The organism is Rhodococcus sp. USK13 (genome assembly GCF_018343855.1).
GTDB lineage: Bacteria > Actinomycetota > Actinomycetes > Mycobacteriales > Mycobacteriaceae > Rhodococcus_F > Rhodococcus_F oxybenzonivorans.
Genome location: NZ_CP069242.1, coordinates 2,393,087 through 2,406,465 on the forward strand (window position 1 = coordinate 2,393,087; position 13,379 = coordinate 2,406,465).

Consider the following 13,379-nt stretch of genomic DNA (forward strand, 5'->3'; position numbering starts at 1 on the left):
CTTCAGCGCACCTTTGCCCCCACCAGCTGCCTGTCCCGTGGTTCCACGTTGGTTTCGAGTAGCTGACGGCGGGATCCCGACCGTTCGGAGATGTCCCGTTTGACGGCCCGAAAGCAAAATCATCACCGGACGGGGCTATCGGGTTCGTGCTGGTCAGCGAGTTTCGGTCAGGGGGCGCCTTTCGGGACGTACCGGTCAGCGGTCCGTTACCGGAGATGACCACGTCGCGAATCTGTTTCGAGGGGCGACCAGGGATTAAGGCGCTGAATTGTGGTTGCCGGTGTCAGTGAGCCCGTACAGAAGTGAGTCGACGAGACGTTCGGAAAGAGCCGGGTCGAGCCGTTCTCGGGTGAGCACGACCTTGAAATGCAGGGGGGCGACGAGCATTTCCACCGCGAGGCGGGGGTCGGTGGTGTCTGGTAGTTCGCCGCGGTCGATTGCCCGGGTGATGATCTCACCGGAGTGTGCATAGCGGGTGTCCCAGTACCTCTTTCGCGCATCGCTGGCCGCCGTGTCGTCGCCGGCTGCGGCGAGCGCTCGATCGAAGGCGTTGCCCTGGGGGGTGCTCAGGTATGCCGTCAGCGAGGTGAGGTAGGCGGTCAGGTCCTCGCGCAGCGATCCGGTGTCGGGGACCGGGAGCAGTTCTTCGGCTTCCTCGAGCAACGCATCGATCATCAGGTTCTCGCGGGTGCCCCAGCGGCGGTAGATCGAGGTTTCGTGCACGCCGGCTCGGGTCGAGACGTCGGCCACGGTCAACCCGTCCATGCCGTGCGCGTGCAGCAGCTCGAGGGCGGCATCGAGTACTGCGCGACGGACCCGCGCGGATCGGCCGCCGGGACGAGGCCGGGTACGGGGTTCGGTCATGACCCACACTTTAACGCAAGACTCTTGCGTTAATGCTGTGACGCGGCGCATACTCACTAATGCAAGCAACTTGCTTTTAGGAGGCCGTGATGTGTTCACCGCAATCGATCCATTCCCACATCGGGTGCGCCGTGCGCTACGCGCGGTGCGTCACCGGGCACCTGGCATGACCGCGCCTGTCGGTGACCAGATCGCCGAACGCAGCGAGACAACGAACGGGATGCAAATCGACTGGGACGTGCCCGTGCCCCTGTCGGACGGCGTCGTACTGCGGGCGGATGTGTTCCGCCCAGATGACGACGGCGTGTACCCGGTGCTGATGACCCTCGGTCCGTACGGCAAGGGCCTCGCGTTCCAGGAGGGTTTCGCCCCGATGTGGCAACGCCTGGCCGCTGCGTATCCCGACGCGCTGGCCGGCTCGACCAACGCCTATCAGGTGTGGGAAACGGTCGATCCGGAGAAGTGGGTTCCGGACGGATACATCTGCATCCGGGTCGACTCCCGCGGCGCCGGCCGTTCCGCCGGGCTGCTGGACATGCTCGGTGAGCAGGAGGCCCGTGACTACTACGAGGCGATCGAGTGGGCCGCCACCCGAACCTGGTCGAACGGTCGGGTCGGCCTGCTCGGGATCTCGTATTATGCCGCCAACCAGTGGCTGGTCGCGGCGCTGCGGCCGCCGCACCTGACGGCGATCTGCCCGTGGGAGGGATTCACCGACTTCTACCGCGACCTCAATCGGCACGGTGGCATCTTGAGTCGGTTCGGGCAGGTCTGGCAGGACCACCAGATCTTCACCGTCCAACACGGGGTGGGTGAGCGCGGCCGGTGCAACCCCAACACCGGCGAACTCGTCGCCGGCCCCCCGACACTGAGCGAGGACGAACTCGCCGCGAACCGGGTCGAAACGATCGGCGAAGGCAAACGCCGAGAGCTGCTCGACGAGTTCAGTCGGGTCCGCACCCCGGACCTGACCCGCATCGACGTGCCGGTGCTGTCCGCCGCGAACTGGGCGCACCACCTGCATACCCGCGGCAACTTCGATGGCTATGCCCAGGTGTCGTCACCGCAGAAATGGCTCGAAGTGCACGGTCGCGAGCACTACGCCGAGTTCTACACCGACTACGGTGTCTCGCTGCAGAAGCGGTTCTTCGGCCACTTCCTCAAAGACGAAGCTACGGGCTGGGACCAGCAACCCCCGGTGCGGCTGAACGTGCGCCACGTCGACGGATCCTTCGAGGGTCGCGACGAACAGGAGTGGCCGCTGGCCCGGACCCGGTGGACCCGCTTCCACCTCGACGCCGATTCCCGGGCGTTGAGCACCACCGAGCCGAGCGCCGACCACACGATCGAGTTCCCGGCGCTGGGACCGGGGGTGGACTTCTGGACCGAGCCGCTGACCGAACCGTTGGAGATCACCGGACCGGCCTCCGCCCGGGTGCGCCTCGCGTCCTCGACCACCGATGCCGACCTCTTCGTCACCCTGCGCGTGCAAGACCCCGACGGAAACGAGGTTTCGCTGGTGTCCGCCATCGACGAACACGGTGTGCTCGCGGTGGGATGGTTGCGTGCCTCTCACCGTGAACTCGACGAGCAGCGCAGCGTGCCCCACCAGCCGCGGCATCCGCACACCCGCACCCTGCCGCTGATCCCCGGTCAGGCCGTCGACCTCGACGTCGAGATCTGGCCCACCTCCCTCGTCGTCCCACCCGGCTACCGGCTCGGGGTTACCCTGTCGGGCCGCGACTTCCAGATGCCCGGCGACGGACCGTGGCCGGTGATCTACGGCATCGAGCAACGCGGAAACGGGGTCTTCGTGCACGACGACCCGGACGATCGCCCCGCCGGGATCTTCGACGGGATAACCACCCTGCACACCGGCCCGGACTCGGGAACCTCACTGCTGCTGCCCGTGATACCCGCTCAGGTATGAGCCGACTGCGTCGAGTCGCGCCGGTTCGGCCGTCCAGCAAGGCTCGTGCATCCGACTTCTCCTCCGCCCCAACCAACTAGGAACGCACAATGCGACGAATAGTCGACCTGTCCGTGTCATTGCAGGCAGGCATCGCCTCCGACCCACCCGGTCATCTGCCCGAGATCGACTACCTCGACCACCAACACACCCGTAAGGACCTGCTGCAGTTCTTTCCCGGCGCTCGGGTCGACGACCTGCCCGCCGGGGAAGGGTGGGCAATCGAACGCGTCCGGCTGTCAACCCACAACGGCACCCACCTCGACGCCCCCTACCACTACGCGACCACCATGGACGACGGCCAACCGGCCATCACCATCGACGAGGTCCCGCTCGAGTGGTGCTTCGGGCGCGGCGTCAAACTCGACTTCCGGCACTTCGACGACGGCTACGTCGTCACCGCCGCGGACATCGACCGCGAACTGGACCGGATCGGACACACCCTGACCCCGTTCGACATCGTCCTGGTCAACACGAGCGCCGGCGCCCGGTACGGCCACGACGACTACGTGAACAGCGGCTGCGGCATGGGCCGCGAGGCGACACTGCACCTGCTCCGCCAGGGCGTTCGGGTCACCGGCACCGATGCCTGGAGCTGGGATGCGCCCTTCGTCCATACCGCCCGCCGGTACGCCGAAACCGGCGACGCCGGCATCATCTGGGAGGGCCACCGCGCCGGACGGGAAATCGGGTACTGCCACATCGAGAAGCTCGGCAATCTCGAATCGATCCCGTCCTCGGGTTTCCAGGTGGCGTGCTTCCCCGTGAAGATCCACCAGGCCTCGGCCGGATGGACCCGCGCAGTGGCGATCTTCGATGAGGAGCAGGCATGAGAATCGGTTCCCTGGTCGTCGACGGTGTCCAGCGCTACGGCATCGTCGACGGTGACCACATCACCCTGCTGGCGGAGTCCGCCGACGTCTTCGGCGTGCTCGCCGCCGGCGACCCGAAGGCGGCCCTGACCGGTCACCGGCTGCCCTGGGATCCGACCACCGAACTGGCGGTGCCGGTTCCGGTCGGAAGCATCCGTGACTTCATCACCTTCGAACAGCACACGGCAGGCTCGCTGCGCGCGGTCACCGGGGCGGACGCGATCCCGGACGCCTGGTACGAGGCACCCGCCTTCTACTTCACCAACCCGCATGCGGCGATCGGCTCGGGCGCCACGGTGCCGATGCCGCCGGGTTGCGAGGTACTCGACTTCGAGCTGGAAGTCGCGGTGGTGATCGGCGAAGCCGGCTACAACCTTTCCGTGGATGAAGCCTTCGATCACGTTGCCGGGTTCACCATCCTCAACGATTGGTCGGCCCGCGACCTACAGGGCCGAGAGATGCGCGTCGGGCTCGGACCGGCCAAGGGCAAGGACACCGCCACCACCCTCGGGCCGGTGCTGGTCACCGTGGACGAGTTCGTCGACCACGAGGTCGATGGTCGCTTCGACCTCGACATGGATGTCTTCGTCAACGGCACCCGCATCGGCGGCGACACCCTGGCGAACATGGCATGGACCTTCGCCGAGTTGATCTCCTACGCCAGCCGCGGCACCTGGGTGCGACCCGGCGACGTGCTCGGTTCCGGAACCTGCGGTGCTGGCTGTCTCGCCGAACTATGGGGATGGCGCGGCGAACAGCATCCACCACCCCTGCGCATCGGGGACACCGTCACCATGACCGTGGAAGGGATCGGCACGATCCACAACACCGTGGTCGACGGCCCACCCCTACACACAGTTCCACCGGCCCGCCGGAAAGTGACCCGCTCAACTGACGCCTAGTTGAGGATCGCGCCGCTCAGGGATCCGCTAACGGAACGGGACCGAAGAGCCGCCGGCATGCGCACCACTTCGTCCCGGTGCTGGTTCCTGAATCGGGATAGCTGCTCTCGCCGACGAGGTGGATTGGGCCGGTGACATCATCGTCAAGTGAGACTGACAATTTTTCGAGAGCGCTCAGCGGCGTCTGTGGTCTTGGTTTTCACTGGGCTCGGCGCGCTGCTTAGTGTGCTCGGACTCTTTGCATGGCGGCACGCGACTCCCCTGGGTAGGCCCGTCGACGTGGGCATTCCACCGCCACCACCGCCGCCCATGGATGACGGCAAGATCGGCTACATGTACATCATCGATGGCTATGCCTATATCGATGGACCTCACTGGTTCCCGGCAACTGCCTGGTTCCTCTTAGCCGGAACCGCAGTAGCGTTCACTATCTCGGCGTTACTGGTTCGAACGGGCTGGAGGCTCGTCCATGGCGCATCGGGAGAGCCGGGGGAACGGTGGCCGATCGTTACCGCCCTATTAGCATTCGGCGGGCTCTTCGGCCTCGCGGTATCGATCGCTGGTCGAGTCGCCCAGCCGCGGGCCTACTCAGTCGTTCAGTCAGAGCCGCGTGACCCTCAAAATCCCTATCCCGACTCGAACCTCATTCACTACGACGTGGGTCCGACCTGGGTGACGTTCACCGGCGTGGGTGCCGCCGCCAGCCTCACAGTGGGAAGCGTGCTACTTCTAGCCAATCTACGAGCCGCGCACACTGACGGCGGCGCGCAGGAGTCAGCGTCCTAGGTCGTTCCGATCGGCTATCGTGTACCGGGAAGTTGAGGCCACCGCGTATCGGTCAGTCCTACTCAAGCTCCGGGTGCCGCCGCAGCAATTCATGTTCCACTCGGCGGAGCGAGGTGATTTTCGCGGTCACGTCGTCGAGCCGCCGCTTTTCCTTCTCCAACCGGCCCTCGAGCTCTCTTACATCAAGCAGTAGCTGGTCTCGCTCAACCAATAGTCGGGTGATCTGATCGGCGGCGGGGTTGCTCCATCAACCTACGGTAAGTGGAACGCCGCCAGGTCTTGGCGATCTGTCATCGTTTTGAGACCCGCGAGTCGAACGGTGACCGGTCATCGATCCGCTTGCGGAACGGGACCGGAACAGCCGCCGGCGTGCGCTGGGGCGCGACTTCGTCCCGGTGCCGGTTCCGTTTGCGGAAGGTCATTGGCGGCTGGCTGAATCCGTGTTGATGTAACGCGTGTGCCTGTTCCCTGCTCGTGGCGCCGCGCGCTGGAGGCACAGGCGTGCGTCGGGAATGACCTCGCGTTATCCCAGAGCCGCCCTTGACGTGAGCGTCCGCGTCGGCTTGATTTGCTTCATGCAGTTCGCCGCGCCAGCCGAGCATTATGACCGCTTCATGGGGCGCTACGCGCCGTCACTGGCAGCAGTGTTCGCCGATGCCGCCGGCGTGACGTCGGATCAGCGAGTCTGTGACGTGGGCTGCGGGCCGGGCGGCCTCACACGGGAACTCGTCGCACGGGTAGGTGCGACGAACGTCGCGGCAATCGACCCGGCACCACAATTCACGGCGGCGTGCCGCGAGCGCAATCCGGGTGTCGACGTCCGCGAGGGCGTGGCCGAACAGCTGCCCTGGGCGAACGCAGAATTCGATATCACGCTCTCCTCGCTGGTGCTCGGCTTCATGAGCGATGCCGAGCAAGGCGTGCGGGAGATGGCACGCGTCACGCGGCCGGGCGGCACCGTTGCTGCCTGCATGTGGGACACCGCGACAGGCGGTATGACGATGCTCCGGGTGTTCTGGACCGCGGTGTGCCAGTTCGACGCCGGCGTGGAGGGCGAGTCCCAGATGGCGGGTACCGCCGAAGGCGACATCGCGGAGCGGTTTCGCCGAGCCGACCTGACGAACGTGGTCGGCGGCCAACTCACCGCCCGTGCGGACTACGTCGACTTCGACGACTTCTGGGAGCCATTCACATTTGCGGTGGGCCCCGCCGGCCAGTACCTGCAGTCCCTGTCCGGTGAGCGACGGGCGAGTGTGCGCGAGGCGTGCCGGGCAGCCCTCCCTCCCGGGCCCTTCTCTCTGGATGCCCGCGCCTGGTACGCGCGTGCGACAGTCCCCATCGAGGCCGTTTCCCCTGAATGAGTCGATCGTCGAGGAGCGGCCGGGGCGTGTCTCGTCAGCGCGCTAGCGAACGCACGCCGACAGGTGGACTTCGCCTGCTGGCCCATTCGGACCGGTGATTGCACCTGTCCACGATCGACTAACGCTCATCGCCGTCGTGGTCCTGCTCTGACACACGGTCGGTTGCCAGCTCAGTCCAAGCTGGAGCGGCGTGGGTTCGGAGAAACTGGCGAAATCGAGATCCTCAATCCACCCAACATGCCGTGCTCCCGGTACCACCGGTGAAGCTCCCGTTTGGGTGAACTTCTCGTTCAGTACCGGGAGTAGTGCTGTCCAGTCGCCTGTTCACCAGCGCAGATGCACTTTCGGTCGAGCTTTCGGTCCGAGGTCACGGCGCAAAACCGAATACCGAGCGCATCGTGGGAATCCGGGCTGTGCGGACATGCCGTGCAGGACAGCGTCGATTCCATTGCCAGTGCAGGGCTAGGTGACTCGGAAACTGCTAGAGAGTTCGACACATCGGTCGGGTTCGACGCCATGGCGGCGCTCCAGTTCTCGGCCCTTTTGACTTAGGACCGGTTTGGGCGCCGAGGACGACATGGCTTGACCGCGCATGTTCGAATGGCCCTCGACATCCTCGAGGCTACACTTCCCGCCGCACTTTTAGCTCCGCGGGTGAACGACCCTCACACAGCAGAGGTGTCAGCGCACGAACCGTGATGCGGGGCCGCGTCGACGGTTCACAACGTCCCGACGACCCCTTTCGACCCTCGGTGATCCTGTCGCAATTGCACTCGAACGAGTCCTCGATGCTTCCTTGCGGAATCTTCGCCGTAAGCGGATCGCTGACTGGCTAGTGGTCTAGTGCTGCGGGCCGCGCAACGGCGACGGGCGACCGCTGACGCTTGGAACGGGCGACTTTCGCACGCGACTGGATAAGGGACTGCCTATCTAGCTTGTCGGCGGATCTCTAGCTTGTCGGCGGATCGACCATGCGTAGAAGGACGTCGACGGTTGCTCGGTTCTCGAGCTCCGTGTTCGGGTGGGTGAGCATGCTCTCGATGACGAACACGATCACGCGAGTCATCGGCTCGATGTCGGCTTCGGACACGCCCAACAGGGTGAGATTAGACGCGAGCCATCCTTCCCATGTCGAATGGAAAGCGTTGTGCCAGTCGTCTATTTCAGGTGACTGAGCCTTGCGCACATGAACGGTGTCGACCAGTCGGTGGTATCCGGTGAGCTCCCGGACCGCCCAGAGAATGCGGTCTCCGAGCGGCAGCTCACCCAGGGCGGTAAAGCGGATGAGGGTCTGGGCGTGAACGTCGTCAAGCACACCGATCAGCAACTGGTCCTTGTCTCGGAAGTACCAGTAGATGGTGTTCGCGGTCACCCCAGCCGCGGCCGCGATCTTGCCCATCGTCGTGTTGTCGTAACCGTCGTCGACGAACAACCTGGTCGCAGCCGTGACGATCTCGGCCCGCTTCTCGGTTCGGTCGACGGGCGCGCGGTTCCGGGGCATGCGGAAACTTTAGCTTGATTGCCGATCAAGACGCTGCTACCGTCCCCTTGAATGTCAATCAAGAACGCTGGACCGCGCGGCGGATGCCACCGGAACAGCCCTCACCGAGAAACGAGAGTCGCGCCATGCCCACCGGGGACGATGCCACATACTCGCGCACTGACGAATGGTTCGAATCCGAGGGCGTGCGCTGCGCGGTAACGGTGTTCCGTCCCGCTGCCGCCACGACCGAAACGCCCGCCGTGGTGATGGCTCACGGCTTCGGCACTCCCCGCGCTTTGCGCCTTTATGCGTACGCGGACGTTTTCGCCCGTGCCGGGTACACGGTCCTCGTCTTCGACTATCGGCACTTCGGTGAAAGCGAAGGCGAGCCGCGCCAGCTTCTCGATATTCCCAAGCAGCACCAGGACTACCGCAACGCCGTTGCCTACGCCCGATCGCTGGACGGGGTAGATGCGCGGCGCATCGTCGGCTGGGGCACCTCGTTCGCGGGCGGTCACGTGCTCGCCCTGGCGGGAACGGGCGAGGACTTCGCGGCCGTCATCGCGCAGGTCCCACACGTCAGTGGTCCTGCGGCCGTGCGCGCAACCGGCCTGCGCAACACGCTGCGCGTTCTGCCGTCCGCCGTCATCGACCAGACGCGGGCTTTACTGAAGCGATCACCGCGCTACATCGACTCCATAGGTCGACCGGGAGATACGGCCGTGATGACCTCGCCCGACGCGATGGACGGGCGCGACCGGCTCCTTGCTGAATCCGGCCTGAAGGATGGCGACTACCTCGAGACCGTGGCCGCACGCATTCTTCTGAAGATCGGTCTGTACTCCCCCGGCCGCACCGCGGGTGCGATTTCGTGCCCCACACTGGTTCAGATCATGGCCGACGACGCGGTCACCCCGGCCTCGGTCGCGCAGAAGACGGCATCAAGGATCCCGCACGCGACCGTCCACGTGCACCGCGGTGGCCACTTCGACCCCTACGTCGAACCGATGTTCCCGATCGTGATCGACGAGCAGCTGTCGTTCCTGAAGACAGCAGTGCCGCTGACGCCCTGAAAGTGGCAACCCCTCCCGAGAAGGCCGAATGCCGGGGACACCCGGACATACGACAAGAGCGAGGCGTCTCACCGTTGAGCGTCTCTGGCACGACCGTTATCGGGAGCTGGTCACATGAGACACCACAAGGGGATCCTTCTCCGGAGCTCAGACTCGTACCCAGTGATCGTCGCATCGTCGCCACAAGGCTGGCTCGTCTTCGACGTGAGCGACGTCGTTGTTCAGCCACCACGTTGCGTCCGGGTTCCAACCGGCCAGGACAGTTGCACCCTCGTTGTTCGCCAATGGGATTGCGAGACCGGGTGTGGTCAGGTAGCCGTGCAAAGTCAGGTGCACAGCGTCGTAGTCGTCGGTCACCGCAACCCAGTCAGGAATGAACCAGTCGTGATACTCGCCGGTGGTGTCGAACCAATCGGAGCGCTTGGACTCGGGCACGAACAGGGGATACGCGTCGACCAAACGCGCCCAGTCCGTCGGATTCGTGATCTCGTATACCCGCGGTGTACTACGGACCGAGACCGGCCAGACCCGCGCTTCGTCCCCGCCGAACGAGTCCTCCTCCAGCAGCAATTCCAGTGCGCCCACCCCATCCCGCGACCGGCTGGTTACCAAGGCGGCACTGGGTAACGGTATCGACCACCATTCACCACCGATGGCATTGTCCGGACGCTCCGCGCGCCAAGTACGAAACCGTGCTTCGCCCGCGAGGACGTGGTCACGCCAGTGATCGAGGCCGACGGCAGCACTGCGGTATGGCATCGTCGATTCCGGCCACTCCTCGTTCGAAGGCAGATGGCCAACCATCCGCTGGTTGCCGAGATCGACCGGATCCGCCCACCACCGGGTATGCGGGGAGTCCAGAACGGCGGCAGCTACCGGATGTAAAGCCGCCACGGTGTCCGGTCTGGCGAACATCACGTCCTGCTCGTCCGGCGGTTGCCAGTACCGTGCCCAGTCGGTCGCGAACGCGAGAGCGTTGAGTAGGCCCAGTTCGGACAGCCGCGAGATGGCTTGAACATCGACTGCCTGGATGACCTCGAGCACGTCTGCAGGCGCTCGTGGACGGGCGGCTCGCTGGTCCGTACGGCACATGTACGCGACGTTCGCGCAAAAGAATCGCCCGCGTGGTGACGCGAGAACGAGAGTGACCAGGTCCATCAGTGAACGCTATCGAACCCACCCCGCAAGCGGATCCGATTGAGGTAGCGTGCCAGCGCACGTTCGGCGGCGACCCGCCCTCGTCTCGAAAGTGGATCGATGAGCGGGCACAGATCGGCAATCGAAAAGTGAGAGGCACCGATATGGTTCGGTGGTGGCCGAAATTGCCAGGCGGCGCTGCACCCAACCACCGCCGCCTCACATCGTCTACGAAGCCCTCACCGACCCTGACCGTGACCCCGTTCGTCGGTGGCTGATCCTGCACAACGACGAACAACGTCCCACGATCACAGAAGCGGTCGAACCGAACCTCGTCGTATGGACTTCGATCTGGCCGTGGCGTCCGGACGCACGGATCCGCTTCGACATCGTTGGCCCACCCCACGGCAGCACCACTCTGTCCTGGACGTTGATCGTCGACGACCCGGTCCCGGACGTGGAGACGACCGTCCGCATGCGCAAGCGAGTGAACGAACTCATCAACGCGAACCTGCGCTTCACGTTCGGGCAATACTCAGCCGATCGGGATTGATGACCGTTTACCGATCCCTCACCGGTTGTCGATCCGCTCTCGGCACGAGCGCCGACCCGTGCGGATGCGCGCTGGGCGCCGATCTCGTCCCGGTACAGGTTCGCCTATCGGAGCACCGGATGACGATGGGCTACTACCTCAGTGCGCGTGGCCGCCTCCTCCGGGGACCAGTAGCGACCTTCGAGGACAGCCACAACCTGAATGCTTCGGCCGTCGCCGCCTGCACAGTCGTCCCACGGGCGGCTACTTCGATCTTCATCTGCTGCAGCAAGTCTGGGTCCAAGCGGGCAGCGAATTGCACAAGCGTCGTAGCATCCGCAGACGTTGGAGCGGACTTGGAATGAGGTCTTCGGCACGAGCGACCGGGTGGCATGCTCGATGAAGTAGCCGACCTGTTTGTGGAACTCGCGGGCGTGCTCGTCCTTCAGGTCGAACTCGTACTCGACACCGTTGACCGCGAAGGTGATCTTCTCACCTTCTTCGCCGAACACTGTCCCGTCCATATCGTCGACGAGTTCGACAACCACCTTGCGCGCCACAGTTCTCCCAATGCCTCATGGACGTCTTGATACAGCCACAGCATTGGGAGCTGCGCGAAAACGGGTTGACCGCTGAGGGACGTGTCCGAACGGGAATGGGTGGTGAACTGCACGAATGATCGCCTGCGAAGCAGACCGATGCAGCTATAAATTCCAGGTGACTTGCGGAGATGCAGTGGTCAAGTCCCAGGGCGTGGTGTACGACGGTCGTCGCGTGACTCCTCGTGGGGTTATGCGGTCAGAGCCGCCGGCGTCACCTCCTCGGTAGGTTCGGGTGTTGCGTGGGTGCCGCGGGAGCGGGCGAGCACGTCGAGGCCGAGATAGCGGCGGGCTTCGATCCACTCGTCGTACTGCTCGGCGAGGACGGCTCCGACGAGCCGGATGAGGGCGGTGCGATCGGGGAATATCCCGACGACATCGGTTCTGCGGCGGATCTCCTTGTTCAGCCTCTCCTGGGGATTGTCGAACCAGATCTGCCGCCAGATCTGCTTCGGGAAGGCCGTGAAGGCGAGGAGGTCGGCCCGCGCGGAGTCGAGATGATCGGCTACCTTTGGCAGCTTCTCCGACAAGGCGTCGATCCCCCGATCATATTGAGCACGAACATAATCGGCGTTCGGCTGGTCGTAAACGGAGTGCAGGAGCGCGCGCACCCAGGGCCACGAATTCTTCGGCGTCTGGGACATGAGATTGGTCGAATAATGCGTCCGGCACCGTTGCCAAGCGGCCCCGGGCAGGGAGGCGCCGATCGGCGACACGAGGCCGGCGTGGGCGTCGGAGGTCACCAACCGCACCTCGGACAGGCCGCGGGCGACCAGCGACCGGAAGAACGCCAACCAACCGGCCCCGTCCTCGGCGGAGGTCACCTCGATTCCCAGGATTTCCCGGTAACCCTCGGCGTTCACTCCGACCGCGACCAGGGCGTGCACGTTCACCACCCGCCCGTTCTCCCGGACTGGGTGTCGAGGTCCTTCGCCATCACCGACACCTGGGATTTCGACAGTGAGGTGATACCGAGCGAGTCGACCAGTTTCGCATCCGTCGGGTCGAGACGCCGAGCAGGTACGCCCCCAAGCACTTCGTGCAGGGAGGCACCCCCGGTGGCCACCACCGACGTCAGGGCGCGTTCGGCACGCTTGCGGCTGCAGCAACCAGTCCGGAAAGTACGAGCCGGACCGCAGCTTCGGGATCGCCACGTCGAGAGTCCCGGCGCGGGTGGGGGTACCTCCCTGCACGAAGTGCTTGGGGGAGCGAAATCCCGGTGGCGATAGCCGTTCCGGGAGTTGGTGCGGTTCTCCGAGCGCTCACCGAAACCGGCGCCGCACAGGCTGTCGGACTCGGCGCCCATCAGCGCATCGATGAACGTGGACAACAAACTCCGCAGCAGGTCAGGGCTGGCGTCGGTTTGGCGATCGGTCAAGAACTGGTGCAGGTCGATATCGTGGGCACTGGTCATCGCGTGGTCCAACACCCGAGTGACTTTGGTCGGTCTCTCGAAGAGTCACGCGATGGCCGCCTTCTTGGGCTACGACACGCCGTTCCGATGCGCATCCGGTTCGTACACCATCATCGTGGACGCAACCCTCCACCTCGGCAGTGTCGGCTGAGGCCACCGCATGGAGATCTCGGTGTTGTTGCAGGTCACGCTATCGAATAAGCAGGTTTAGGTTGCTGGCTACGCTGGGGGTATGGAGCACTACGTTCGCAAGGAACCTATTCCGTACGGGTCTGCGGCTGCCCCGGTTCGTTCGGGAAATCGGTTCTGGAGGACCCTCCAGGGATTGGGGATCACGCTTCGAGGGTTGATGCAGGACCGGAAGCCGAGTCCTTACTCGTCACTTTC

11 protein-coding genes and 2 pseudogenes are annotated in these 13,379 nt (G+C 64.7%); 7 read left to right on the plus strand and 6 right to left on the minus strand.

All coding sequences use genetic code 11. From position 1 onward, the window contains the following. Nucleotides 1-255: 255 nt before the first annotated feature. Complete coding sequence (locus tag JQT59_RS13675; RefSeq protein WP_213576584.1) at nucleotides 256-864, minus strand: TetR/AcrR family transcriptional regulator; 609 nt, start codon at nucleotides 862-864, stop codon at nucleotides 256-258. Nucleotides 865-1,030: 166 nt separating this feature from the next. Here JQT59_RS13675 and JQT59_RS13680 point away from each other — a divergent pair, with 166 nt between their 5' ends. The 5 genes from JQT59_RS13680 to JQT59_RS13700 all read left to right on the plus strand — a co-directional run bounded on the left by JQT59_RS13680 (nucleotide 1,031) and on the right by JQT59_RS13700 (nucleotide 6,754). Further along, a complete protein-coding gene (locus tag JQT59_RS13680; protein WP_249354404.1) occupies nucleotides 1,031-2,794 on the plus strand; it encodes a CocE/NonD family hydrolase in 1,764 nt (587 codons plus the stop codon). Between the two features lie 89 nt (nucleotides 2,795-2,883). Then, nucleotides 2,884-3,666 (plus strand): cyclase family protein, encoded by a 783-nt coding sequence (locus JQT59_RS13685; RefSeq protein WP_213576585.1) that lies wholly within the window; start codon nucleotides 2,884-2,886, stop codon nucleotides 3,664-3,666. Then, nucleotides 3,663-4,607 carry a fumarylacetoacetate hydrolase family protein gene (locus JQT59_RS13690; RefSeq protein ID WP_213576586.1) on the plus strand — a complete coding sequence of 315 codons (945 nt, stop codon included), beginning with the start codon at nucleotides 3,663-3,665 and terminating at the stop codon, nucleotides 4,605-4,607. Before JQT59_RS13685 ends, JQT59_RS13690 begins: the two co-directional genes overlap by 4 nt. A gap of 147 nt (nucleotides 4,608-4,754) precedes the next feature. Next, nucleotides 4,755-5,393 carry a hypothetical protein gene (locus JQT59_RS13695; protein WP_213576587.1) on the plus strand — a complete coding sequence of 213 codons (639 nt, stop codon included), beginning with the start codon at nucleotides 4,755-4,757 and terminating at the stop codon, nucleotides 5,391-5,393. A gap of 614 nt (nucleotides 5,394-6,007) precedes the next feature. Continuing rightward, entirely contained in the window at nucleotides 6,008-6,754 is a 747-nt protein-coding gene (locus tag JQT59_RS13700) for a class I SAM-dependent methyltransferase (protein WP_249354406.1), read from the plus strand. Between the two features lie 290 nt (nucleotides 6,755-7,044). Here the strand turns inward: JQT59_RS13700 and JQT59_RS36985 are convergent, their stop codons facing one another. Beyond that, nucleotides 7,045-7,272, minus strand: a complete 228-nt coding sequence (locus JQT59_RS36985) for an RGCVC family protein (RefSeq protein ID WP_317745852.1) — start codon at nucleotides 7,270-7,272, stop codon at nucleotides 7,045-7,047. Nucleotides 7,273-7,703: 431 nt separating this feature from the next. Next, the gene (locus JQT59_RS13710) at nucleotides 7,704-8,255 is read right to left on the minus strand and encodes a TetR/AcrR family transcriptional regulator (protein WP_213576589.1); all 552 of its coding nucleotides are present in this window, start codon (nucleotides 8,253-8,255) and stop codon (nucleotides 7,704-7,706) included. Nucleotides 8,256-8,380: 125 nt separating this feature from the next. On the opposite strand from JQT59_RS13710, the gene JQT59_RS13715 reads away from it, so the two are divergent. Further along, nucleotides 8,381-9,310 carry an alpha/beta hydrolase gene (locus JQT59_RS13715; RefSeq protein ID WP_213576590.1) on the plus strand — a complete coding sequence of 310 codons (930 nt, stop codon included), beginning with the start codon at nucleotides 8,381-8,383 and terminating at the stop codon, nucleotides 9,308-9,310. Between the two features lie 147 nt (nucleotides 9,311-9,457). On the opposite strand, the gene JQT59_RS13720 is transcribed toward JQT59_RS13715, so the two are convergent. Then, nucleotides 9,458-10,468, minus strand: coding sequence for a hypothetical protein (locus tag JQT59_RS13720; RefSeq protein WP_213576591.1), 1,011 nt, complete (start codon nucleotides 10,466-10,468; stop codon nucleotides 9,458-9,460). 154 nt (nucleotides 10,469-10,622) lie between these two features. Here JQT59_RS13720 and JQT59_RS13725 point away from each other — a divergent pair, with 154 nt between their 5' ends. Next, entirely contained in the window at nucleotides 10,623-11,000 is a 378-nt protein-coding gene (locus JQT59_RS13725) for a hypothetical protein (RefSeq protein WP_213576592.1), read from the plus strand. A 362-nt stretch (nucleotides 11,001-11,362) separates the two neighbouring features. On the opposite strand, the pseudogene JQT59_RS13730 reads toward JQT59_RS13725, so the two are convergent. Continuing rightward, nucleotides 11,363-11,539 (minus strand): annotated as a pseudogene (locus tag JQT59_RS13730) (Lsr2 dimerization domain-containing protein); the annotation flags it as partial. A 230-nt stretch (nucleotides 11,540-11,769) separates the two neighbouring features. Next, nucleotides 11,770-12,992 (minus strand): annotated as a pseudogene (locus tag JQT59_RS13735) (IS256 family transposase). Between the last annotated feature and the right edge of the window lie 387 nt (nucleotides 12,993-13,379).

Bases quoted from the DNA above. Each gene is read 5' to 3' on its own strand.
- JQT59_RS13690 (WP_213576586.1), top strand. From the start codon at position 3,663: ATGAGAATCGGTTCCCTGGTCGTCGACGGTGTCCAGCGCTACGGCATC.
- JQT59_RS13720 (WP_213576591.1), bottom strand. From the start codon at position 10,468: ATGGACCTGGTCACTCTCGTTCTCGCGTCACCACGCGGGCGATTCTTT.
- JQT59_RS13710 (WP_213576589.1), bottom strand. From the start codon at position 8,255: ATGCCCCGGAACCGCGCGCCCGTCGACCGAACCGAGAAGCGGGCCGAG.
- JQT59_RS13675 (WP_213576584.1), bottom strand. From the start codon at position 864: ATGACCGAACCCCGTACCCGGCCTCGTCCCGGCGGCCGATCCGCGCGG.
- JQT59_RS13685 (WP_213576585.1), top strand. From the start codon at position 2,884: ATGCGACGAATAGTCGACCTGTCCGTGTCATTGCAGGCAGGCATCGCC.
- JQT59_RS13715 (WP_213576590.1), top strand. From the start codon at position 8,381: ATGCCCACCGGGGACGATGCCACATACTCGCGCACTGACGAATGGTTC.
- JQT59_RS13700 (WP_249354406.1), top strand. From the start codon at position 6,008: ATGGGGCGCTACGCGCCGTCACTGGCAGCAGTGTTCGCCGATGCCGCC.
- JQT59_RS36985 (WP_317745852.1), bottom strand. From the start codon at position 7,272: ATGGCGTCGAACCCGACCGATGTGTCGAACTCTCTAGCAGTTTCCGAG.
- JQT59_RS13680 (WP_249354404.1), top strand. From the start codon at position 1,031: ATGACCGCGCCTGTCGGTGACCAGATCGCCGAACGCAGCGAGACAACG.